Here is a 23,436-nt window from a genome sequence, read left to right on the forward strand (position 1 = left end):
GGCTGCTCCATGGACAAATGATTGACATTGCAGTTGTATGAGATGCACAAAACATTCAAATTAATTTAGAATGTAGGTTATAAAAGTGACAATGGAAACAAGAAAAACCTTTATTATAATAGCCCGTCACTTTGAAATAAATCTAAAAAATATGGTGACACGTTGGATTAGGGAGTACAAAGATGGTAAATACGGAGATATAGATATAACCACGTAACCACTGCTTTGGATCTTGCTTCTAAACTGATCGTCCATAGAAATGATGAATTGAAAAAATTATTGGGAGAGAGTGCCGTCAAATATGATCTCCATATAGAGCTATTATAACAATATGGAAGAAACGTATATCTGGATATAATTTTAAATCTTATGGGGGGCTGTGAAGCGGTTACGTATTTGTGAATTTCTACAGTTATTGACATAATTATTCTAGTTTCATGTCTATCACTTGTTACAAAAGAGTAAGAAGGTAGCTATAGAAGAAATTTGGGTGTTTTTCTTTTTGTCCACACTTTGTAGCTGTCAATTCTGAAATGGAAGTAAGGGCGAAGTATAGCGGACAAAGCCATTACCCTTTATGACATAAAAGAATTGGCTATCGTCTTAAGGAATAGCTAACGAAAAAAGAAGTGTATTTTGAAGAGTGTTATTGTCAAAAAAAGGGTTAATCTGTTGGTACAGAATTATAAAAAATTGTGCAATGCGGCTAATTTGTTTTAAAATTAGCCGCATCCAACTCAGCACTTAGTGATCCTAAGGTATCGTTTCAACTTCTTACAGCTTAGAAATCTTACACCAACGCGTAAAGCACCTTGTTGAGGGCGGATTAAGAAGCCCAATTTTGCTCCTGAAAAGTCGTATCATGTAATTCGTTATCTTGTGAAATAAAGAACATAATATCGAGAACTATAAAAAAATTATAAATTGAATGATGTTACGTACAGATGAATCGTTAGCGTAGATTCAATCAATATATAAAACATATTTTGTTTAGGTTGTAACTGTTTGCCGTTTATTAAGTTTTTATTTTACTATAGGAAAGCATAAAATTTTAGAGTTTATCATATAAGAAAAACTGTAGCTTTCTAATATAGACGTTAAAAGAAAATTAAAATGAGTTGAGCAGCAATGGATCCAAAAATAAGTGAAAATGGATAAGCGGCAGCATAGGCAATTGCCGGGTCTTCTGAATCTACTAACTGATTTAAAGCACCTAGTGCTGGGGTGCAGGTTCTGCCACCACATAGTGTGCCAAGCGAATAAACAACACCAAATTTAAACAGTTTTCTGGCCACAGTATAACCAATAATAATTGACACGATTGTTATGATAGTACCACTAACAACTAATTTGAATCCCTCGGTTTGAATGACTTCCACTAAGCCTTGTCCTGCTGTCGTCCCTGCACCAGCTAAAAATAAAGCAAGACCTAATTTCAATATCACGTGATTAGCTGGCCCATAGTAGCGTACATGAATTGGTCCAAGCTTACCAAAATGACCGATAATTAAAGCGACGATTAATGGTCCTCCTGCTAACCCAAGTTTCATCGTGCCAAGACCAGGAATAGGGATAGGTATCATTCCAAACAAAATTCCTACTAATAGTGTAATACTTATAGATAAGATATGAATATTCGTTACCGTTAGCTTTTTTCGGGAAAAGAGTTTCTCTAATTCATCTAATCGACTTTCACTACTTACCATTGTTAAAACATCGCCGCGAAGCAACGGCATAGTTGGATTTTGATTAAGCTCAATTCCTTCTCGTTGAATTCTAGTTACGGTTGCTCCGTATTTTCGTCTAAGTTTAAGTTCTTTAATACTTTTACCAACAATTTCGTCATCTTCAACCGCTATTTTTCGAAATTGAACATTATCTGGATTTTCTAAAAGTGTATCTACTGGTTCCCCGACATATTTGCCAAATAATTCAAGTTCATGGGCTTCTCCGACTGCAACAAGGTGGTCACCCATTAAAATAATTGTGTCGTGAAGTGCGATCATTGTATGACCATCTCGAATAATTCGGCTAATCACAATGGAATTTCGACTAAAAGCAATTTCGCTTAATGTTTTTTTATGCAACTTTGGATTAGTCACTTTAAATGTCATTACTTCTGGTGAATGTTCTGTTTTTATTGGATTGTTTGTTTCTTCTAAATCTTGGATTAGGTCTATTTTACCAATACGGGGCAGAAGCTGTATGAATAATATAATAGCTAATACTCCAAACGGATATGCAATCCCATAGCCAACCGATGTGATTGGATCATTGGTTGCTTGAAGAGCTGCTGCTAAGCCTGACGTATTTGTCAACGCACCCGTCATTAAACCAATTGCTAATGGAGGTGATAGGTGGAAGACTTTTGCTACAAAAACAGATGTGAGAACAGCGCTACAGACAATAAATAAAGAAATAAGGCAAAAAACGATCCCATTAGATCGCATCATTCGGAAAAAACGCGGTCCTGCTTGAAGACCAACAGCAACAATAAATAAGCTAAGGCCTAAATTCTGAATCGTTGGTGATACTTGATAACCATAATGACCAAAAATCATGGCAATAACTAAAACACCTGCTGACCCTAAGCCAATCCCTTTAATTTTTAATTGTCCTAGCCATGACCCAAGAAACAAAATAACAAAAACTAAAATAAGCTCTTCACTAAGTAAATCATGTAGTAAATCTTCCATTTTAATCTCCTTCATTCATTCTTCCTATATATATTACTACAACTAAATAGAGAAAACGAAACCAATTGATAAACTTCACTAATTTTTCAAGCTTATTGAAAGAATACATAGGTTTAAAACGGTTTTTACTAATATACAAGCTCTGGTAAAAAAGAATGATGTTTGTATTACGCCACTATTTGTGTGATTCTTACGAAAATAGGAATAAGAAGAAATAATTAGGGGGATGAGCATGGATAATAAGATGCATAAGATAAATATGACGTTTGAAGAAATCGTTAAGCAAAATGAGCGACGAATTTATTATCAGATCCATAAACTTAATATACGTGATCCACATCAGGAATTTTATCAAGAGGGATTAGTAGCGATGTGGAATGCATATGAAACCTATCGAGCGGACAAAGGACCAATGGCAACTTATTTTAATTATACCATTCGCAATCGATTGATTGATTTAATTCGAAGTAAAGCTAGAGAACAAGAAAAGTTAAATGTCTATCGCGAGTATCAGCAGCTCAATAAAACGAGCGGAAATTTTTATCGTGCTGGCAGTTTAAAGAAGCAAGTGCAAAGCCAAGAGCCAATGCTGGTAGATTACGACGATTTAATTAAAGAAGCTTATCAATTATTAAGCATAAATCAATTAAAATGGTTTTCTTTCTTTCTTATTCAAGACATGTCGATAAAATCTATTTCTGAAAGAGAGGGTGTATCGATTGATGCTGTGAAAAGCTGGGGAAGAGAAGCAAGAAAAAAATTGCGTGCTGCTAAGTTCTTGAATGAAGATTTATGCTAAAGGGGGAGTTGAATCGAATATCCCCTTAGCATGTTAAAAAAGTTCTATTCGTTATTGTGATAAACTTGTTGAACGGCTTTAAATAAAATATGTACCCCATTTATTAAGGCATCTTTATTAAATGTCATCTGTGGATGATGTAAGCCCGGTGTTAATTTACAGCCTAGTCCAAGCATTGTTGCTTTTAATTCAGGTTTTTTAATCGTATAAAAGTGAAAGTCATCTCCACCTGGTGTAAGTAATGGGGGGTCAACATTTTCTGAGCCTAAGACATTGCTAATAGCCGATTCCATAATAGATATTGCTTCTGAATTTATTTTTGCTGCTGCAATACCACGTTTCTCTATAATTTCTATTTCAATACTATTTAAGCTTTCGATTGCTGTGAAAATTTGTATTACTTGCTTATCTAATTCTTCCATTGCTTCATTTGTCTGAGCTCGCATATCTAGTGCAAAAATAGCGTTACCGGGAATAATGTTGGTACTTTTGCTGCCAGCTTGGAATTTTGTCATTTTTACAGAGTGGGGAATAGTCGGGTCTAAATGAATTTTATTTAGTAAATGAACCATTTGTGCACCTACTTCAATTGCATTACTATTTAAATGCGGCCGAGCTCCATGCGCATCATGTCCTTTAATTTTTGCCTGGTACATTTTTGTTGCCCCATGTACAATTACTGGAGTAGCATGATGCATTTGAGTTTCTTGCTGTGGACGTAAGTGAATGCCAAATAAATAATCAACATCCTCCACAGCTCCTTTTTCCACTAGTTTTAATGCGCCTTGCCCCGTTTCTTCGGCAGGCTGAAAGATAAATTTAACTGCTATATTTTCCATAAGCTCGGGTGTTTCCTTCAGCTTCCATAATAATCCTAGGACGATGGCCATATGTGCATCATGTCCACAAGAATGATTTGCCTGAAACACTCCATCTACTTCTTGCCAAAGAGCATCGATATCCGCTCGGACTGCTACTACAGGTAAATTTTTTTCAAAGTTTCCTAATTGTGCTATTACTCCTGTATGGTCTGAAAAAGTAGTCACTTCACAGCCATTTTCCTGCAATATGTTTGCGATATAGTTTGTAGTATTTATTTCTTCCCAGCTAATTTCTGCATGTGTATGTAAATAAGTAAATGTGTCTTTAATCCTTTGTTCTAAATACCCCATACTAATCCTCCCCATTTTTAATAAAGTATGTCGTTGATTGTACTTTGCCTATTTTACAATCCGTTCAAACAGTTCAATCAAAATAGCATTGATATAAGCTAATATCACTAGTCCTTTACTAAAAAAAATGATGTTGGTTTGTTGTTATAGGAATGACAACATCAGCAAAATCAATAATTGGTGCGATCCTGAAATCTGTAAAGGCAATCACCTTAATCCCTTTATTTTTTGCTTCTGCTGCTAAACGGATGGTATCTAGTGTATATCGATAGTAAGAGAATATAATACATTTTTTCTTTGAAGGTAAAACCAAGTAGTCCAGCATCTGTTTCTGGCTGGTATCATAGAGCATTGCCCATAATATAATTTAGATAAAAATACATCCAATGGATAAATGTAAAGGAATGGTGGTAACCAGCAATACTAATTCTATTTACTTTTTGATTATTGTGTTGAATAAGATCTTGAATAATTCAGTATTTAATTGCTAGATCCTTTCTATCATCGTAATGGCTTGATAGAAGCTTTTTGTAAAGGCGTTGACGTAGTATCTTTTTTTACGGTGTGTTGTTTAAATTGCAAAAGATATGGACAGATTTTCTTTTGTAAAGGACTAAAGCCCCATGTACTGAGTTCTTTTTTTGAGCAGTTAACGTATTTCCGTTATTTTTTATTGCGATAAATTATATCCTTTATTATAATAAAATGCAAGTTGGTAAAATTTCGAAAATTCAGGAGGGGTTATGATAAATTCTACAGGGGAAAAAGAGAAGCGGAAAAGGAAAATGGCTTTGCCTGATGCTTATGTTATCTTATTTACTATTTTGTTATTAGCTGCAATTGCTACTTATGTGGTACCAACAGGAAGCTTTGAACGAGAAACAGTAAATGATATCACGACAGTTGTACCGGAAAGCTATCAAAAAATAGATCAGCAACCAATATCACTGATTGAGATATTTACTGCTATTCAGCAGGGAATGATCGATTCAGCAGGCCTTATTTTTCTTGTACTCATTATTGGGGGAGCTTTTGCAGTTATTGAATACACTGGGGCGATTGATGCTTTAATTATGAAAACAATCAATCAGACCAAGGATAAGGAATATTTGCTAATTATTATTGTAAGCGCTCTATTTTCTGTTTTTGGTGCACTAGGAATTATTGTGAATGCGGTTATTGCGTTTATACCGATTGGGATTATTTTAGCCCGTTCTATGAGGCTAGATGCTATAGTAGGAGTATCCATTATTTACTTAGGGGCATACGCGGGTTTTAATACGGCATTTTTAGATCCGCTAACAACGGGAATGGCTCAAGAAATTGCCCAAGTTCCTTTATTTTCAGGGCTAGGTTTACGAATTTTAATTTATTTAACTGTATTAATTTCAACCATTGGCTACGTTTGCTGGTACGCAAATCGAGTCAAAAAAGATCCGCTGAATAGTATTTTAGGCGAACATCGTTTTCCGAAAAATGCTAATAAGGACATGGCAAATGCACCAACACCATTAACAATTGTACATAAATCGGTTTTAGGCTGGCTTGCAATTGGTATAGGATTCTATGTATTCGGAGTATTTCAATACAATTGGTCATTGAATCACATGGCTGCTATGTTTATCGTTATTGCAATTGGTACGGCAATAATTGCTAGAATTAATGCTAATAAATTTGTTATTCAGTTTTTTAATGGATGTAAAGGTTTGGTCTACGGGGCTTTAATTATTGGTATGGCCCGTTCCATCGTTGTCGTATTAGAAAATGGACAAATTTTAGATACGATTGTTCAAGGGATGTCCAAAATGATGGACCCTTTTACAAGTGTAATCGGTGCGATCGTCATGTTTATTGTAAATTTTTTGTTTAATATTATTGTATCCTCTGGAAGCGGGCAGGCAGTGATTGTTATGCCAATTATGACTCCACTTGCAGATATGATGGAGATCCCTCGACAAGTAGCTGTTCAAGCATATAAGATGGGAGATGGATTCTCTAATGTTATTACACCAATATCAGGCGTTTTAATGGCTACCTTGGCAATTGCTGGAATACCCTGGGGGAAATGGCTTAAATTCATTATGCCATTAGTGGTTATTTGGTGTGTCATTGGTATTGTTTATTTAACGATTGCTGTCATGATAGGGTGGGGACCTATTTGAAAACGTTCAAAGAAGTTTGTCAGGAAAGAAACTTTTTTGAAAACGTACTTAAAATTCATCTTTTTAATACTATTTCCCCGGATGCCAGAATGATAGGAAAGCATATATAACATATTTACAAATGTAAAAAGGAGCGATAAACGATGGAAATGAACGAAATTATTTTGTATAAACTCAAGATGAGAATGAAAAATCCATTTACAACCAGTTTTGGAACCGAACAAGATCGAATATTTTTGTTAGTAGAGGCAAAAGATGCAAATGGACGTTCTGGTTGGGGAGAAGGAGTAGCTTCTGAGCGTCCGCTTTATAGTGAAGAATTTACACAGCAAAGTTGGTACATGCTGGAACAATTTCTTATACCTGAAGTAATCCATCGAAAAATGGATCACCCTAATGATCTTCAAGCAATTTTTCAACCTTATAAGCGAAATCATATGGCTAAAGCAGCTTTAGAAGGAGCTGTATGGGATCTATATGCAAAGCAGAATAACCAATCGTTATCACAAGCTTTGGGAGGAAGTAAGAATAAAATTGAAGTCGGTATTAGCTTAGGTATTGAAGACAGTTATGCTAAACTATTGGAAAACATCCAAGGTAAAGTAAATGAAGGATATAAACGGATTAAAATAAAAATTAAACCAGGAAAAGATATTGAAGTAGTACGAGAGGTACGAAAACATTTCCCTAGTATTCCTTTGATGGTTGATGCTAATAGTGCTTATACCCTTAGGGATATCGATGTTTTAAAAGCATTGGATGAGTTCGATTTAATGATGATCGAGCAACCGCTTGCAGCAGGAGACCTCATTGATCATGCGAAGTTGCAGAAGGAAATAAAAACACCTGTATGTTTGGATGAGAGCATTCATTCCTACAACGATGCACGTCAAGCTATTGAGTTAGGAAGCTGTAAAATTATTAATCTAAAGATTGGCCGTGTTGGTGGTCTGACAGAGTCCAAACGCATCCATGATTTATGTGAACAGGCAGGTATTCCATTATGGTGCGGAGGAATGTTAGAGTCTGGAGTTGGACGTGCACATAATATTGCCATAGCCTCCCTTGCTAACTTTACACTACCTGGTGATACGGCTTCTTCATCCAGGTATTGGGAGAAGGATATCATTGATCCAGAGGTAGTTGCCGAGCAAGGGGTACTTACGGTAAATGATTGCCCAGGGATTGGCTATAATGTGTTGATGAACGAGTTAGAGAAACATACGATGGAAAAGAAAGTGTTCACGAAATAAAGCTAATGGAGTATGGCTGTATCCCCTTAGTTTAAAAGTAATTTAAAAAATGGGTGTTGTAAGTAAACGCAATCAAAGGCGCCTATTCCAATAAAAAATTCATTTTAAAACAACAGAAGTGAAGTGTAAAAAATAAAAATATCTTTATTTGTATTCAAGTACTAACTCAGTGGAGGTTAGTATAGATAAACAGCAATTAAATTTTACGATTGGTTGAAAGCATCCGACACAGTGACCGCCACAAATATGGTTGGCTCATTCCCATATTCTATGAGAAAATGGATGTTTTATTAGATTAGAAGAATTCGACATTTACGACTGATTTTATTCTTTTTGAACGGATTCTAATCGATTCTGATGATTCCGAACAAGCAGTTGAACAACTGGAATGGTTAAAAAACCAGTTTTCGGGATACAATTTGATAGTTATCAGCAATCAATACAACAGTCTAGGAAAATGTTTTCACAACGCTGGTCGATTTTTTTACTGGTGATTTTTGTTACTCTTATTGTGGAAATGTTAGGAACGATTAATACTTTAGTAAACCGTATTTACTCCAAAAGAAAAGAATTTGCAGTCGTAAAAGCGGTTTTTAGATAAAAGGAAGCTTGAATGTCATGATACACAGTTTTTTTATATCTGTTCTGTAGAATTGTATTTGACGTCATATCGGGTGTGTTGTTTACGTATTTACTAAATTTGATTGATCTGGGAACTAGGGCTACCTTTGCATTTGTATGAAGTATAATTGACCTTATGCTTCTGAGAGATTGTGGAGTTTTTATCCGGATTGCATAAAAGTTGGAAGTAGAAATATTGGGTTAGAATTAAAATATATCCTTTCCTTTATGTTAGACGTATAACGCGATTGTACAATAATCTCTTATTTGCTACTTGAACGTGGGAAGAAGAGATTTTTTTGTAATCTAATCTTTCCATGTTAGTTGGGTATTTTATTTGACTAACACATCTTGAGATGAGAGAAGCTTCCACGACGGAATATGGTTTTACTTTATCCCCCCCTTGCATACAAGCTTAAGGAATAAAACGTAAATTGTCAGCAGTTTGTCATACATGATGGGAAATGTTTTTGTTACACTATGTAGGAACTTGACAGGGGGAGGTCTATATGCATAAAGATCAATTGTGGGAAGAGGCTAACGCTTTTTTACGAATGTATTATCAAGAACTTCATTTATCATCAGACCAATTAGCAAATAGACTGGCAGTGATAAAACAGCAGATTGCTGCGACGGGAATATATGAACATACCTATGAGGAATTAAGCTATGGGGCTAAAGTTGCCTGGCGCAATTCCAATCGATGTATTGGACGACTATTTTGGAATCGGTTAGAAGTGATTGATGCAAGAGACGTACAAACAAGTCAAGATGTGTTTCACTATTTGTATGAGCATATTAAGAATGCCGGAAATAAAGGTAAAATAAAACCGTTAATTACAATTTTTCCTCCTGAGCGTCCCTATCGTCAGCAGCCTGTTAAGATATGGAACCATCAACTTTTACGTTATGCAGGCTACGAAACGGAAAACGGCATTATTGGAGATCCTGCCTCGCTAGAGTTTACCAAAGAATGTAAGAGGCTCGGCTGGCAAGGGGAAGGAACGCCGCACGATTTATTACCATTAGTTATTCAAGTGAATAATGAGCCACCTCAGTGGTGGAAGCTACCTAAAGATATAGTAATTGAAGTAAACATTCGACACCCTGAGACAGATATTTTTGCCGGACGATTGGTGAAATGGTACGGTGTTCCGATCATTTCTGATATGCGATTGGAAATTGGCGGGATAAATTATATAGCAGCCCCATTTAACGGCTGGTATATGGGAACTGAAATTGGAGCAAGGAATTTAGCTGATAAAGACCGCTATAATCTATTGCCTATCGTTGCTAAACAGTTAGGTTTAAATACAGAGCATGCTAGTACGTTGTGGAAAGACACTTCTCTTGTTGAATTGAATAGAGCTGTACTTGAATCGTTTAAACGGGCTGGGGTTTCGATTGTTGATCATCATACAGCAGCGAAGCAATTTCAAGTATTTGAAGAAACAGAACAAAAGCAAGGAAGAGAGGTTACCGGGAAATGGTCCTGGTTAATTCCTCCGCTTTCACCAGCGGCAACCCATGTTTTTCATAAACCCTATAACAATACAACGAAGAAACCAAATTATTTTTATCAGCCACCTTATTGGAAATAATTTTAGCTGCTCTTTGTGATTTTATAATCTTAGATAATGTTTCATCGAGAAAAACATGTTATAATCATACGTGCCGCAGAAAATGCTGTGAGAGGATAGAGGCTTTGAACATGTTTAGGGTTAAGAAGTCATTAAACAATAATGTACTAATTGCTTTAGATGGCCAAGAAAAAGAAGTCGTTTTAATCGGCAATGGGATTGGATTTCATTATAAAAAGAAAGATATCGTTGACGCACAGAAAGTTGAAAAAATGTTTGTATTACGTGATCAACAGGAGCAACAACAATATAAGCAGTTAATCCCAAATGTGGATGAAGCTTTATTGCATTCCATTATTAGTGCTATCGATTTGATTAGAAAACGATCTGACGTTATGCTGAATGAATCCGTGCATGTTGCGCTGACGGATCATATTCTGTTTGCAGTTAATCGTATGATGAAAGGATTAGAAATTAAAAATCCCTTTCTTGCTGAAACAAAAACGCTTTATCCATTTGAATATGAAATTGCCTCGGAAATTGTCGATTTTATGAATCAACGTTTAGATATTCATTTGCCAGAAGGAGAAATAGGGTTTATTGCCTTGCATGTACACAGTGCAATTTCCAACAAAAGGCTCTCTGATATTAATAAATATTCACAGCTCGTCACTCAATTTGTTGATATTATAGAAGAACAATTAAAAATCAAAGTTGATAAAGACGGGGTGGAATATATTCGTTTAGTTCGACATATCCGGTATACAATTGAGCGTGTATTAAAGGGAGAAACTGTAAATGAACCGGTAAAAATAGCTTCCTTATTGAAAAAAGAATATCCAACATGTTATAATTTAGCGTGGAAGTTAATTAAAATAATGCAACAAACATTAAAAAAACCGGTATATGAAGCAGAAGCAGTGTATTTAACGATGCATTTGCAGCGTTTATATCAAAAATATGAATCATAATTTATTTTTCCGTGTTACTGATCCGATCAGGCATGAGTGGAAAGATTATGAAATAAGTGCAAGTAGGACATCCTAACATCCTACTGCTTATTTCTGTTTTCTACTCATGCCTTTTTTGTATTTTGGAAGTGGCAATTTAGCGGTTCGGTTTAGCAATATGCAAAATTTCTTTGCATTGAAAGAAACCATACTGAATGAAGTTTCATGTGATGGTTTTTAAGTGTGTTTGTTGGTAAAAGGAGGAAACGGGATGTTTAAAAAGGCTTTTGGCGTTTTACAAAAGATTGGTAAAGCGTTTATGCTTCCTGTGGCATTATTACCTGCAGCTGGTTTACTGTTAGGTTTGGGGAATGCAGCACAACAGGAGACAACATTAGAGTATTTGCCGTTTTTAGATGCTGATTGGATTCAGCTTGTGGCAAAAGTAATGGAAGATGCTGGAGGTATTATTTTTAGTAATCTGGCATTGATTTTTGCGATTGGAATAGCCATTGGTTTAGCTAGCGACGGTGCAGCTGGTTTAGCAGCATTGGTTGGTTACTTAGTATTAAACCAAGTAATGGGATCCTGGATAGATGTTACACCAGAAATGATTAAGGCTGACCCTGGTTTTGCTTCCGTGTTAGGGATTCCCACACTGCAAACAGGAGTTTTTGGTGGTATTATTGTTGGGTTAATTGCAGCATATTGTTATAATCGTTATCATGACATCGAAACACCGGCATTTCTTGGGTTCTTTGCAGGAAAACGCTTTGTGCCAATTGTAACAGCGGCTTTTTCGTTTATTGCTGGGATGGTATTGGTATTTATTTGGCCACCTGTGCAGGACGCAATGAATAGTGCATCATACTGGTTGATGCAAGAAGGAACCTATTTTGCTGTATTTTTCTTTGGGTTTATTAAACGATTGCTCATTCCTTTTGGGTTACATCACATTTTTTATGCTCCATTTTGGTATGAGTTTGGTTCCTATACAACCGAAGCCGGCAATATTGTTCGCGGAGATATGACAATTTTCTTTGCACAGTTAAAAGATAATGTAGACATAACAGCTGGTAACTTTTTGGCTGGTGAATTTCCAATTATGATGTTCGGTTTACCGGCTGCAGCCTTAGCAATGTATCATGCAGCCCGTCCTGAGAAAAAGAAACTAGTAGCAGGCTTGTTAGGTTCTGCAGCACTAACGTCATTTTTAACTGGAATTACAGAGCCGCTCGAATTTTCATTTATGTTTGTTTCACCATTGTTATTCTTCTTACATGCTGTTTTAGATGGATTAGCATTTGTATTAATGACAATGTTTAGTGTAAATGTGGGATATACATTCTCTGGCGGAGCCATTGATTTTGTCTTGTTTGGAATTTTGCCTGGTAAAGAACCTTGGTGGATTACTATTATTCTAGGCTTAGCTTTTGCTGTCGTTTATTATGTGGTTTTCCGATTCTTTATCAAGAAATTTAATTTGATGACACCAGGGCGAGAACAAGATAATGGAGAAAATAAGGAAAAGACAGGTCAAACTGGAGATCTTGCTTATAATGTTCTAGGAGCTTTGGGCGGTGAGAAGAATATCGCTCATCTTGACGCCTGTATCACCCGTTTACGTGTATCTGTTCATTCCATTAAAGATGTGGACAAAGAAGAATTGAAAAACCTTGGCGCTTCTGGAGTACTTGAAGTAGGTAATAATATTCAAGCGATTTTTGGTCCTCGTTCAGAGATTATTAAAGGACAAATACAAGACATTATAGCAGGAAAAACACCACAAAAAGCTGAAGCAGATCAACAGGAAGAAGTAGAGCAGCAAATGGAAGAAGTGAATCCGGAAGCTTTATCGAGTGATGAAGTGGAGGATCGGATTGTTTCTCCTATGACTGGGGAGCTGCTTCCAATTACTGAAGTTCCTGACCAAGTATTCTCCGGAAAAATGATGGGCGATGGTTTTGCCATCAAGCCGGATGAAGGTCTTGTCGTATCACCAGTAAACGGAAAAGTGGTTAATGTATTCCCGACGAAACATGCGATTGGGCTTAAATCAGAGGGCGGTAAGGAAATTTTGATTCATGTAGGAATTGATACGGTAAACTTAAAAGGGGAAGGGTTTGAAACGTTAATCGAAGAAGGAGATCAAGTTGAAGCTGGACAGCCTCTATTGAAAGCCGATTTAGAGTTTATTCAACGTAAAGGTATGCCAATTATTACACCGATTGTATTTACAAATTTAAAAGAAGGGCAACAAATAAGCATCGAAAAAAGTGGAACAGTAGTACGAGCTGAAAAAGATATCATTAAGTTATAAGAATAAAAGCTCGGGCGCTCGTTTAGCACAGACAAGTTGCTACGGGAGATAGCTAACAAAAAGAGGCTGGGACATAACGAAAACAGCTAATTAAAAAACGAACCATAAATCGTCCTTGTACGATAGGAAAGTATAAAATTTTAGGCTTTATCCCGCATGTAAGGTGCCGTAAGACTCCCACTTTAAGAGCTTGAGTTGGTATAACAGGGTGTAAGGGAGAAAACGGCACCTAAATGCCCGATTCGTTTAAGAGCCTTTAGGTCATACCCCCTGAGGTACTAACATTCAGTAGGAGAGGGAAGCAAACTCCTGCTGAATGAAGTTTCACTTTATCGTATAAGAAAAACTACGGCTTTCGCTAAGGACTTGGCGATAAGCCAAGCTTTTCTAAACACAAACAAACCGAACAATTATAATGTGATTACCCCCAAAAGTTAGAGTTTTATTATACAGTTGATTGGCTGGATTGCGTTCGATACTCGACTGGGCTCAGCCCGGCCAATTTTTCTTTTATTCGTTCATGATTATACCAATAGATATATTCTTCAATCCGACTTTTTAATTCTTCATAGCTTACTAATTTTTCTCCATAATACATTTCTTGTTTTAAAATGCCAAAAAAATTCTCCATGGAAGCATTATCCGCACAGGTTGCTTTTCTAGACATGCTTTGGAATACTTTATTCTCTTTTAATGTTCTCACCCATTGGTTGTGCTGGTAATGAAAGCCTTGGTCAGAATGGATGGTGGTGCGATAGGTTGCATGATTCTTTATTATCTCTATCGTTTCTTTTAAAGGTTCTATGACAAGATCTAACGTTGGACGTTCCTTGATTTTATACGCAATAATTTCTCCGTTATAAAGGTCAAGAATCGGATTTAAATATAACTTCTCTTCACTTAGACATTTGAATTCTGTAATATCGGTTACTAATTTTTGAAGAGGAATTGGCGTGTTAAAACGGCGAGACAATCGGTTTTTCGCCACTTTTCCAACGTTTCCCTTATAGGAATTGTATTTACGGGATTTTCGCATAAATTTCACACATTTCAATCCCAATTCGCACATAATGCGATATACTTTTTTATGGTTGATAACGTATCCTAATTTATTTAGTTCTCTAGTAATACGTTTATAGCCATAACGTTCATGGAACTTTTTAAATAAATCTATAATGATTTTTTTTAGTACTTTGTCTGAATCTTCTCTGCCAAAATTTTTCACATGATAGTGATAGGTTGCTTCAGGTATGCCCACAGCAAGGAGAATATCTTTTAATCGGAATCCTTCTTCTTTAAGTCCAAATGCTACCTTTGCCTGTGCTTTTCGTGGAAGGCATTTGGATTCTCCCGAAAAGCTCGTAGCTTTTTTAGGTACGCATTTTCTAGCCTTAATAGTTCATTCTCTCGTTCTAATATTTCTTCACGTGTTAACTTTTTTTCTTCCTTTTTCTTCCGTTTATTGGGTTTCTTAGACATAGAAGACTCCCCCTTTGGTTTCAGGCCTTCTACTCCTTGTTCCTTAAATTCTTTCATCCAGCGTCTAATTAAGGAAGGGTTGTTCAATTTAAATTGAACAGCAGTTTCTAAAAAAGTAGCACCTGTCTTTAACACAAATTGTATCGTATTTAATTTAAATCGAACAGGATAAAACTTCCTAGCTTTTTTTCTTTTTAACCCATCCATTCCCTGAGACTTATAGACTTTCACCCATTCAAATATTGGTGTTGCGCTACCCATATTATATTTTTTTGCTAATAATTTATATCCTAGGTTGCCATATAAATACTCGGTGACAAGATTTATTTTAAATTCTTCACTATATTTAGCCATAAAAACACCCCCGAAAATTAGATTTCTACTCTAACTTTGGGGGGTCGGTACCTAAATGAATTGTTCGGTTTGTTCTATTTCGTATTTGCTTATGTCCCAGCCCCTAATTATTTATAACTTTAGTCCGTCTGAACTCGCGACAGCGTGCGAAACAGAAAACCAACCTGCTATTGAACTGCACCTCCAATTTAAAAAATTTGGAGTGCAGTTTAGGATGGATGTCACGATTTATATAATGTGCATTTAAACTACTTCTTTTAATAAAGTAAATGAGCTCTCTGTTCAAGAGCAAAATACTTCGAGTAAATAAATATAAGCAATTCTGTTCTACTATATAAATAGATCTCTTAAAAGAATATCGTTTGAGAAATAGAAATGAATGGATACTAAATGACATGCTACCTTAATACACTATACTAAGGACTATAAAAAAGGAGGACAGGTAGCATGAACACCATTAAGTTAGTAGTAATTGGTGGGGGTTCATCATATACTCCACAATTAATAGAAGAAATTATTCAACAATACGAGGTACTGCCGGTTGCAGAAATCTGGTTAGTAGATATTTTAGAAGGACGAAAAAGATTATCCATTGTTACGAATTTGGCTAAGCGAATGGTGACGCGTGCAGGCTATCCAATTAAAATTATAGATACATTAGATCGGCGTCAAGCAATTAAAGGTGCTACGTATATTATTACGCAAATTCGCGTTGGAGGATTAAGCATGCGACAAAGGGATGAGTCGATCTGCTTAAAACATGGCGTCATTGCACAAGAAACAACAGGAGCAGCAGGATTTATGAACGCATTACGAACGATTCCGGTCATGCTTGATATATGTGAGGATATTGAAGAATTAGCTCCTGACGCCTGGTTGCTAAATATTACTAATCCTTGTGGAATTATAACAGAAGCCATTTATAAACATACAAACATCAAAGTGGTTGGCTTAAGTGAAACACCAACCCATTTTTATCAAACGTTTGCCGAAATGTACCAAGTACCTAAAAAGGATATAAATATAAGTTTTGTAGGGACAAATCATTTACTTTGGGTGACGGAGCTATTCATTAAAGGAAAATCAAAGCTTACAGATATGATGCTTAGTGATTCAACAATCAGTGAGGTAAACGACAAAACTAACTCTTTAGGATTAGACCCATTTTTCTTACAGACTTATGGAGCAATACCTTGTAACCATCATCCATATTATTTAGAGACGGAAAAGATTTTAATGAAGCAAAAAGAAGCTTATAAAGAGGGAAATCTTCCATCAGATGGAAGAACACGAGAGGAGACAACGCTTTTTTCTATTTATGAAAGAAAATCTACAATAGAATTGCCAAAGGGTTTAGAGGATCGAGAGGGGGCTGCTTGTGCAGAAGCAGCAATCAATGTAATAAAGTCAATTCACTATGATCAAAAACAAGTTCACACAGTAAGTGTTTGTAATAATGGCGCAATACCTTGTTTACCTGATGATGCATGTATTCAAGTGAATAGCGTTGTGGAACAACATCGGATTTCGCCTTTAAATTCCGAAATAATCCTTCCACATATCCGTGGACTTTTACAACTTATCAAAGCCTTTGAGGAGCTAACTGTAGAAGCTGCAGTAACTAGAAATATGGGCATTTGTCTACAAGCATTAGCACTTCATCCATTGGTACCTGCAGAAAAAGCACATGCGTTAATTCAGGATTTATTTATGGAAAATGAAGCTTATTTTCATCCGGTTTTTTATTAAGAACCTAACATTTTTTATAAAGTAAAGGACCAATGTAGAAGACGGTCTAATTCTAACCGTTATTAAGGGCATAGGATTGTATAAAAAGGAAAAACAGCCCTTGACATGAGCTGTTGTGATAGAATGACAAGCTTATTCCAAAAGAAGGATAAAAAAGGAAAATAGTTTTATCACAAGCGTTAATATTTTTACTTCCTATTCATTAGCATTCTGTAGGAATAACAGGAAAATCTTACGAATGAAGTTTCATTTTATAAGTTGCCGATCGATAAGTACTTTGTTTCTAAATAAGGCTCAATACCTTCTAGCCCACCTTCACGACCGAGACCACTTTCTTTCATACCTCCAAACGGTGCATGAGCTGCAGATGGACCGCCATCATTCCATCCGATAATTCCATACTCCAAATGTTCATAAAGATATATACCAGTTCGATAATCATTCGTAAAGAAATATGCGGCAAGACCATATGGTGAATTATTTGCTAATTTAACAGCTTCATCAAGCTCTTTAAATACTGTAATTGGAGCAACTGGACCAAACGTCTCTTCATGCATAATATCCATATCTTCGTTTACATGATTTAGTATGGTAGGATGTACGAAATAATAGTCTTTTTCTTCATCTGTATCAAACTGATCGCCTAATAAAACGTCAGCACCTTTTTTCTTTGCATCAGCAATTTGGTCAACAATTTTTTCATAGCTGCTTTTATTAATGATTGGACCAATATCTACTCCTTTGTCTAGTCCATTTCCAATTTTGAGCTGTTTTGCAAAATGAACAAACGTTTCAGCGAATTCATCAACTATATCTTCATGAACAATCACACGGTTTGCACAAACACAGGTTTGACCGGCGTTACGAAATTTGGTAGCAACAGTCTCTTTAGCAGCAAGCTCCACATCAGCGTCCTTGGTGACAATTAAAGGAGCATGTCCACCGAGCTCCATTGTTACATGTTTAACCGTATTGGCACTATTTTTTATTAATTGTTTGCCAACTGAAGTAGAACCGGTAAACGTTATTTTTCGCACATATTTGCTGTCTGTAAACAAATCGCCAATTTCTTTTCCTGAGCCTGTAACATATTGAATGGCGTCTTTCGGTATTCCTGCTTCATGTGCCAATTCAATCATGCGAATCCCTGTTAGTGGAGTTTCAGATGCTGGTTTAACAATAAATGTACAACCTGCAGCAAGTGCCGGTGCAGCCTTTCTCGTCATCATAGCTGCAGGAAAATTCCATGGTGTAATAGCAGCAACTAAGCCAACGGGCTGCTTACTAATAATAATTCGCTTTGTTTCCGTATTGGCAGGGATCGTCCGGCCATAAATTCGCTTTGCCTCTTCTGCATACCAGTCAATATAACTTGCCGCATATTCTACTTCTCCATATGATTCTTTTAATGGTTTTCCATTTTCCATTGTCATCAATTTAGCAAGTTCGTCTTTATTTTCTCTCACCTTTACAGCCCAATTATTTAGCAACTCAGACCGTTTGTGAGCATTTGTTTTGGCCCACGTTGGAAAATAATCAAAACCTTTACGTAAAGCTGTTTCTACTTCCTCTTTACTAAACTTCTTAATTTTTTTAATTACCTCTCCAGTAGCAGGGTTTTTAACTATGATTGTATTTGCCACGGTAAAACTCCCTTCTTTGATAGATATTTTATTATAGTATATTCCCTTTCTTCGTATAAAGAAAAACATTTGAATTGGACTGTAAAAAGTGCTTCTTGTATCTAAAGCACTGTTAGAACGTATAAAATAATTTCAAAATATGATTGAAAATCATAAGAAAACCCCTCTCGACTATGCAGTGAGCCAAGAGGGATTCTAATTTTCTATCATTCTATAGATTTAAAAAATAGTTTAAAACCTCTATAAAATGTTTCAGGGCCGGATTTGGGTTGTCTTTTCTATGTGCGGTAATCCAACTGGCATGCATGGGTAAGTCTTCGATTTTCTTGTACACAACGTCCAGATTATATAGCCGTTTGGTCGCAGCCGGAACGATCGAGACCCCCATTCCAGCCGATACCAAGCCGAGTAACATCTGGAATTCTGTAGCTTCTTGATCGATGTTTGGCGTGAATCCGGCTTTTTCACACAAGAAGTTAAATTTAATGTATAAAGAGGGCCAAGATTCTTTGGCAATTATGATCAGTGATTCTTTTTCAAGGTCTTTTAAATAAACTTGGTTCTTTTGGGTCAGCGGATGTTGTTTAGGAAGTGCCAGTACGCAATGACTTTTCCTAACTGTATTTACTTTCAGCTTATCGTTTTCCAACGGGGGATGTAGTACACCGATATCGATATGTCCGTTTAATAAAGCATTGACTTGATATAGAGTTGATAGCTCCCGCAGTTCAATTTTGACGGAAGGGAACTGGTTTCGGTAGTGCCTGATAATAGGAGGCATAATCTCATATGTAGCAGACCCGACAAAACCGATTACTAGTTTACCAAGCTCCCCCCGGGCTGTACGCTGGGCCATGTCCACTGCGTGATCAATCTGGGAAAGGCCTTCCTTTATCTGTTTTAAAAAGACTCTACCTGCCGCTGTCAGTTGGACGTTCCTTTTTGATCTATTCAGCAAAGTTACGCCAATTTCACTTTCTAGCTGTTTAATTTGCTGACTAAGCGGAGGCTGTGTCATCTGCAGCCGAAGAGCTGCTTTTCCGAAATGTAGTTCTTCGGCTACAACTATAAAATAGCGAAGGTGACGTAGCTCTATCATTCACTCATTCCTTCCCGAATGCGATTTCAGTCGATTTCCATATTAATTGGAAGACAAACAAATATTGGAAACTAATTTCCATAAGTTGTATATTTAATAATACAATAATTTTATTAAAAATTCATTGTAAACAAATGAAATCGAAGGAGTGAGGACTTTGAATAATGAAGACATGAAAAAAGAAACTGTTACAGTAAGAGGAGCAGAACTTGTGGTGGATAGTCTCATTCAGCAAGGTGTCACTCATGTTTTTGGAATTCCAGGAGCAAAGATCGATGCAGTGTTTGATGTATTGAAAGACAGGGGGCCTGAATTGATCGTTTGCCGTCACGAGCAGAATGCAGCATTTATGGCGGCGGCAGTTGGACGATTGACTGGAAGGCCCGGAGTTTGCCTAGTGACTTCAGGTCCAGGAGCGTCTAATTTAGCTACTGGTCTTGTAACAGCCAATAAAGAAGGAGATCCCGTTGTTGCTCTGGCGGGAAATGTAAAAAGAGCGGATCTTCTCAAGAAAACTCATCAATCGATGAATAATGCGGCATTGTTTCAGCCGATTACAAAATACAGTGTAGAGGTAGAAGATCCTTATAATATCCCTGAAGCCATAACCAATGCATTTAGAGCGGCAACTTCCGGACAAGCAGGTGCAGCTTTCATCAGCTTTCCACAAGATGTGGTATCAGAATCGGTAACCGCCAACCTCAACCTGATAAAGGCTTCCCCGGTACCGAACCCTGGTGCTGCTCCAAATGAACAAATCAGTGCAGCTATTGCAAAAATTCATAACGCTAATCTCCCCGTCGTTCTAGTCGGAATGAAAGGAGGAAGACCTGAAGCGGCGGAAGCGGTACGTCGGCTATTGAGAAAAGTGAAGCTACCGTTTGTTGAAACATATCAGGCAGCAGGGACGCTGTCACATGATTTGGAAGATCAATACTTTGGACGAATCGGATTATTCCGCAATCAGCCTGGAGATATTCTCTTAGAAAAAGCTGATGTTGTATTAACGATCGGTTATGATCCAATTGAATACGATCCGGTATTCTGGAACAGAAAAGGCGAACGGAGCATTTTGCATCTAGATGAAATCCAAGCCGATATTGATCATGACTACCAACCTGAAATGGAGCTTGTCGGTGATATTGCCACAACGTTAGATCATATAGTGCGTGATTCTCTGCCGATTTCTATTGACAAACCGTTCTTATCTTTGCTTCAGCAATTAAAGAAAGCACTAAAAAATCAAAGTGAACCTCCAAAAGAGAAGAAAGCAAATCTCGTTCATCCATTGCAGATTGTACAGGATCTGCGCAATTTAATCGATGATGATATGACGGTGACTTGTGATATCGGTTCCCACTCCATTTGGATGGCGCGTTATTTTCGCTGTTACCGTCCGCTCGGTCTCCTGTTTACAAATGGTATGCAGACACTTGGCGTTGCTCTCCCTTGGGCAATTGCTGCAACTCTTGTCAATCCGGGACAAAAAGTCATCTCTGTTTCAGGTGATGGTGGCTTCTTGTTTTCGGCAATGGAGCTGGAAACAGCGGTCAGATTAAAAGCTCCGATTGTTCATCTTGTCTGGAATGATAGCACATATGATATGGTGGCATTCCAGCAGAAAATGAAATACAATCGAACGTCCGGAGTCGATTTTGGCAATATTGATATTGTAAAATACGCTGAAAGCTTTGGAGCTACAGGCTTAAGAGTCAATTCACCTGATGAACTGGCAATTGTGCTTCAAAAAAGCCTAGATAAAGAGGGACCTGTTGTCATTGATATTCCGGTTGATTACAGTGACAATATTCATTTGGCTGATCAGCGCTTTCCAAAGATCTTTGAGAGACAATTCAGGAAAAAACAAACCTCTATGTAAGTCTTAAACACATCATGTTCAATCATATTTAAACAATCAAGGAAGTGAAAAGAGGAAAATGAAAAGTCAAAGCAAGCAAAAAGACATGTCAACGATCGATAAAAATTTTGACCAAGTTTATCAGTTTTCAACCATGGTTTCTTTGTTGGACGGCATTTATGATGGGGATTTTTACATGTCGGAAGCGAGGGAACACGGTGATTTTGGGATTGGCACTTTTAATCAACTGGACGGGGAATTAATCGGATTTGATGGTAAGTTTTACCGTCTCCGTTCTGATGGAAAAGCTTATCCAGTCAAAGAAAGCGACTGCTCACCATTTTGTTCACTAACGTTTTTCCATCCAGCTATTTATCATGACATCAATCGGCAGATGACTCGTGAAACGTTTGAAAAAAAGATGCATGTGCTGTTGCCTAGTGAAAATGTGTTTTATGCAATCCGTATGGACGGTACCTTTAAAAAAGTAAAAACGAGAACGGTGGAATTGCAGGAAAAGCCGTACGTACCAATGGTTGAAGCAGTAAAATCTCAGCCGATCTTTGATTTTAATAACATCAAGGGGACAATTGTAGGATTTTGGACACCGCAATATGCTAATGGGATCGCCGTATCTGGCTTTCACTTTCATTTTATTGATGAAGATCGACATTCAGGTGGACATGTATTTGATTATGAAATTGAAAAGTGTACCATTCAAATTTCGCAAAAACTAAACATGTACCTTAGACTTCCGAATACGAAGGACTTCTTTAAAGCTGATTTAAACAGACATGATCTTGCAGCTGGAATTGAAGCTACAGAAGGAAATCCGAAATCGTAAATAAACTTCTTATAAAGAGACTTTCAGACTGTTGAAATAGGTCGGATTATAAAAATCTGACCTATTTTCGTTTTTTATACTATAAGAAAGTATAAAAACTTTAGGATTTATCCCACATGTAAGGTGCCGTAAGACTACAACTTCCGAGAAGTTTAAATTGGAGAACGGCACCTAAATGCCCGATTGATTCAAGGGCCTTTAGGTCATACCCTTGTGGTACTAACATTCCGTAGGAGAGGGAAGAAAATTCCTACTGAATGAAGTTTCACTTTATCGTATAAGAAAAACGATAGCTTTCGCCATAAAAACTTGGCGATAAGCCAAGTTTTTCTAATGCTATTTTTTTCTACGAGAAGGACTTTTCAAAAATCAATACGTCAGCTTTTCAGATACATACCTTGAAACAAGCATCTCTTGCTTACCTTTATGAAAGAGAAAAAATTGCTTCAACTGTTTACGGTAATCTAGTCGCTATCCCCCTTCCAGTAACACCACAGACCGATGAAACTTTTTTAACTGTTTGTACTCTTACAAATGTAATGGCTTGGAAAGACAAGCCAGCACAATATATATGTTTGTTAAATATAAAAAGAAACAGTCAGGAAGATTTACAACCGATATATGATTTATTAGGAGCTATTGTTAATTCTGAAACAATTGTCCAACAATTACTTAAAGTTGACGATTGTACGTCTTTTATTAAAGTGCTAAATGATTTTAATAATAAATCATTCGTACAAACCTTGCCTTTTTCCTCAGGAAGGTCACATGGCAGCAAATTAAAAATGCTTTATTTAAAGAATAATGCTATAATCTGCTATGCTATGTCTAGAGAGCTGTCAACAAAGTAGGTGCAA

At 36.8% G+C, this 23,436-nt stretch carries 17 protein-coding genes; 10 read left to right on the forward strand and 7 right to left on the reverse strand.

Annotated elements, in window-relative coordinates:
• Positions 1-1,097: 1,097 nt before the first annotated feature.
• The gene (locus BN1066_RS12620; RefSeq protein WP_245799782.1) at positions 1,098-2,711 is read right to left on the reverse strand and encodes an aspartate:alanine exchanger family transporter; all 1,614 of its coding nucleotides are present in this window, start codon (positions 2,709-2,711) and stop codon (positions 1,098-1,100) included.
• 217 nt (positions 2,712-2,928) lie between these two features.
• On the opposite strand from BN1066_RS12620, the gene BN1066_RS12625 reads away from it, so the two are divergent.
• Positions 2,929-3,495 carry a sigma-70 family RNA polymerase sigma factor gene (locus BN1066_RS12625; protein ID WP_245799783.1) on the forward strand — a complete coding sequence of 189 codons (567 nt, stop codon included), beginning with the start codon at positions 2,929-2,931 and terminating at the stop codon, positions 3,493-3,495.
• A 44-nt stretch (positions 3,496-3,539) separates the two neighbouring features.
• On the opposite strand, the gene BN1066_RS12630 is transcribed toward BN1066_RS12625, so the two are convergent.
• Both BN1066_RS12630 and BN1066_RS12635 read right to left on the reverse strand, forming a co-directional pair.
• Positions 3,540-4,667, reverse strand: a complete 1,128-nt coding sequence (locus BN1066_RS12630) for a M20 peptidase aminoacylase family protein (RefSeq protein WP_143695812.1) — start codon at positions 4,665-4,667, stop codon at positions 3,540-3,542.
• A gap of 118 nt (positions 4,668-4,785) precedes the next feature.
• Entirely contained in the window at positions 4,786-4,980 is a 195-nt protein-coding gene (locus BN1066_RS12635; RefSeq protein WP_179104387.1) for an SIS domain-containing protein, read from the reverse strand.
• Between the two features lie 430 nt (positions 4,981-5,410).
• Here BN1066_RS12635 and BN1066_RS12640 point away from each other — a divergent pair, with 430 nt between their 5' ends.
• The 5 genes from BN1066_RS12640 to ptsG all read left to right on the forward strand — a co-directional run bounded on the left by BN1066_RS12640 (position 5,411) and on the right by ptsG (position 13,553).
• On the forward strand, positions 5,411-6,829 hold the full coding sequence (locus tag BN1066_RS12640; protein WP_077319846.1) for a YfcC family protein: 1,419 nt from the start codon (positions 5,411-5,413) through the stop codon (positions 6,827-6,829).
• 143 nt (positions 6,830-6,972) lie between these two features.
• Positions 6,973-8,082: an o-succinylbenzoate synthase gene (menC, locus tag BN1066_RS12645; RefSeq protein WP_077319847.1), complete on the forward strand. Its 1,110-nt coding sequence runs from the start codon at positions 6,973-6,975 to the stop codon at positions 8,080-8,082.
• Between the two features lie 1,130 nt (positions 8,083-9,212).
• Entirely contained in the window at positions 9,213-10,304 is a 1,092-nt protein-coding gene (locus tag BN1066_RS12655) for a nitric oxide synthase oxygenase (RefSeq protein ID WP_077319849.1), read from the forward strand.
• 104 nt (positions 10,305-10,408) lie between these two features.
• Complete coding sequence (gene glcT / locus BN1066_RS12660) at positions 10,409-11,254, forward strand: glucose PTS transporter transcription antiterminator GlcT (RefSeq protein ID WP_077319850.1); 846 nt, start codon at positions 10,409-10,411, stop codon at positions 11,252-11,254.
• A gap of 250 nt (positions 11,255-11,504) precedes the next feature.
• Entirely contained in the window at positions 11,505-13,553 is a 2,049-nt protein-coding gene (gene ptsG / locus BN1066_RS12665) for a glucose-specific PTS transporter subunit IIBC (protein WP_077319851.1), read from the forward strand.
• A 445-nt stretch (positions 13,554-13,998) separates the two neighbouring features.
• Here ptsG and BN1066_RS12670 read toward each other — a convergent pair whose 3' ends face one another.
• Both BN1066_RS12670 and BN1066_RS12675 read right to left on the reverse strand, forming a co-directional pair.
• Positions 13,999-14,949, reverse strand: a complete 951-nt coding sequence (locus tag BN1066_RS12670) for an IS3 family transposase (RefSeq protein ID WP_143695707.1) — start codon at positions 14,947-14,949, stop codon at positions 13,999-14,001.
• Positions 14,862-15,386 (reverse strand): helix-turn-helix domain-containing protein, encoded by a 525-nt coding sequence (locus BN1066_RS12675; protein WP_077319561.1) that lies wholly within the window; start codon positions 15,384-15,386, stop codon positions 14,862-14,864. Before BN1066_RS12675 ends, BN1066_RS12670 begins: the two co-directional genes overlap by 88 nt.
• A 447-nt stretch (positions 15,387-15,833) precedes the next feature.
• Here BN1066_RS12675 and BN1066_RS12680 point away from each other — a divergent pair, with 447 nt between their 5' ends.
• Positions 15,834-17,135 carry a family 4 glycosyl hydrolase gene (locus tag BN1066_RS12680; RefSeq protein WP_077319852.1) on the forward strand — a complete coding sequence of 434 codons (1,302 nt, stop codon included), beginning with the start codon at positions 15,834-15,836 and terminating at the stop codon, positions 17,133-17,135.
• Between the two features lie 251 nt (positions 17,136-17,386).
• On the opposite strand, the gene BN1066_RS12685 is transcribed toward BN1066_RS12680, so the two are convergent.
• Together BN1066_RS12685 and alsR are read right to left on the reverse strand one after the other, a co-directional pair.
• The gene (locus BN1066_RS12685; RefSeq protein ID WP_077319853.1) at positions 17,387-18,778 is read right to left on the reverse strand and encodes an NAD-dependent succinate-semialdehyde dehydrogenase; all 1,392 of its coding nucleotides are present in this window, start codon (positions 18,776-18,778) and stop codon (positions 17,387-17,389) included.
• A gap of 211 nt (positions 18,779-18,989) precedes the next feature.
• A complete protein-coding gene (alsR, locus tag BN1066_RS12690) occupies positions 18,990-19,874 on the reverse strand; it encodes an acetoin biosynthesis transcriptional regulator AlsR (RefSeq protein WP_077321462.1) in 885 nt (294 codons plus the stop codon).
• 175 nt (positions 19,875-20,049) lie between these two features.
• On the opposite strand from alsR, the gene alsS reads away from it, so the two are divergent.
• The 3 genes from alsS (at position 20,050) to BN1066_RS12705 (ending at position 23,430) form a co-directional block, all read left to right on the forward strand.
• On the forward strand, positions 20,050-21,756 hold the full coding sequence (gene alsS / locus BN1066_RS12695; RefSeq protein WP_077321464.1) for an acetolactate synthase AlsS: 1,707 nt from the start codon (positions 20,050-20,052) through the stop codon (positions 21,754-21,756).
• A 58-nt stretch (positions 21,757-21,814) separates the two neighbouring features.
• The gene (budA, locus tag BN1066_RS12700; RefSeq protein WP_077319854.1) at positions 21,815-22,579 is read left to right on the forward strand and encodes an acetolactate decarboxylase; all 765 of its coding nucleotides are present in this window, start codon (positions 21,815-21,817) and stop codon (positions 22,577-22,579) included.
• 389 nt (positions 22,580-22,968) lie between these two features.
• Positions 22,969-23,430 carry a PTS sugar transporter subunit IIA gene (locus tag BN1066_RS12705; RefSeq protein ID WP_425445296.1) on the forward strand — a complete coding sequence of 154 codons (462 nt, stop codon included), beginning with the start codon at positions 22,969-22,971 and terminating at the stop codon, positions 23,428-23,430.
• Positions 23,431-23,436 lie beyond the last annotated feature (6 nt).

It is taken from the genome of Virgibacillus proomii, assembly GCF_900162615.1.
Taxonomy (GTDB): Bacteria; Bacillota; Bacilli; order Bacillales; family Amphibacillaceae; genus Virgibacillus; species Virgibacillus proomii.

Bases quoted from the DNA above. Each gene is read 5' to 3' on its own strand.
- BN1066_RS12620 (WP_245799782.1), bottom strand. From the start codon at position 2,711: ATGAAGGAGATTAAAATGGAAGATTTACTACATGATTTACTTAGTGAA.
- BN1066_RS12625 (WP_245799783.1), top strand. From the start codon at position 2,929: ATGGATAATAAGATGCATAAGATAAATATGACGTTTGAAGAAATCGTT.
- BN1066_RS12630 (WP_143695812.1), bottom strand. From the start codon at position 4,667: ATGGGGTATTTAGAACAAAGGATTAAAGACACATTTACTTATTTACAT.
- BN1066_RS12640 (WP_077319846.1), top strand. From the start codon at position 5,411: ATGATAAATTCTACAGGGGAAAAAGAGAAGCGGAAAAGGAAAATGGCT.
- menC (WP_077319847.1), top strand. From the start codon at position 6,973: ATGGAAATGAACGAAATTATTTTGTATAAACTCAAGATGAGAATGAAA.
- BN1066_RS12655 (WP_077319849.1), top strand. From the start codon at position 9,213: ATGCATAAAGATCAATTGTGGGAAGAGGCTAACGCTTTTTTACGAATG.
- ptsG (WP_077319851.1), top strand. From the start codon at position 11,505: ATGTTTAAAAAGGCTTTTGGCGTTTTACAAAAGATTGGTAAAGCGTTT.
- BN1066_RS12675 (WP_077319561.1), bottom strand. From the start codon at position 15,386: ATGGCTAAATATAGTGAAGAATTTAAAATAAATCTTGTCACCGAGTAT.
- BN1066_RS12680 (WP_077319852.1), top strand. From the start codon at position 15,834: ATGAACACCATTAAGTTAGTAGTAATTGGTGGGGGTTCATCATATACT.
- alsS (WP_077321464.1), top strand. From the start codon at position 20,050: ATGAAAAAAGAAACTGTTACAGTAAGAGGAGCAGAACTTGTGGTGGAT.
- budA (WP_077319854.1), top strand. From the start codon at position 21,815: ATGAAAAGTCAAAGCAAGCAAAAAGACATGTCAACGATCGATAAAAAT.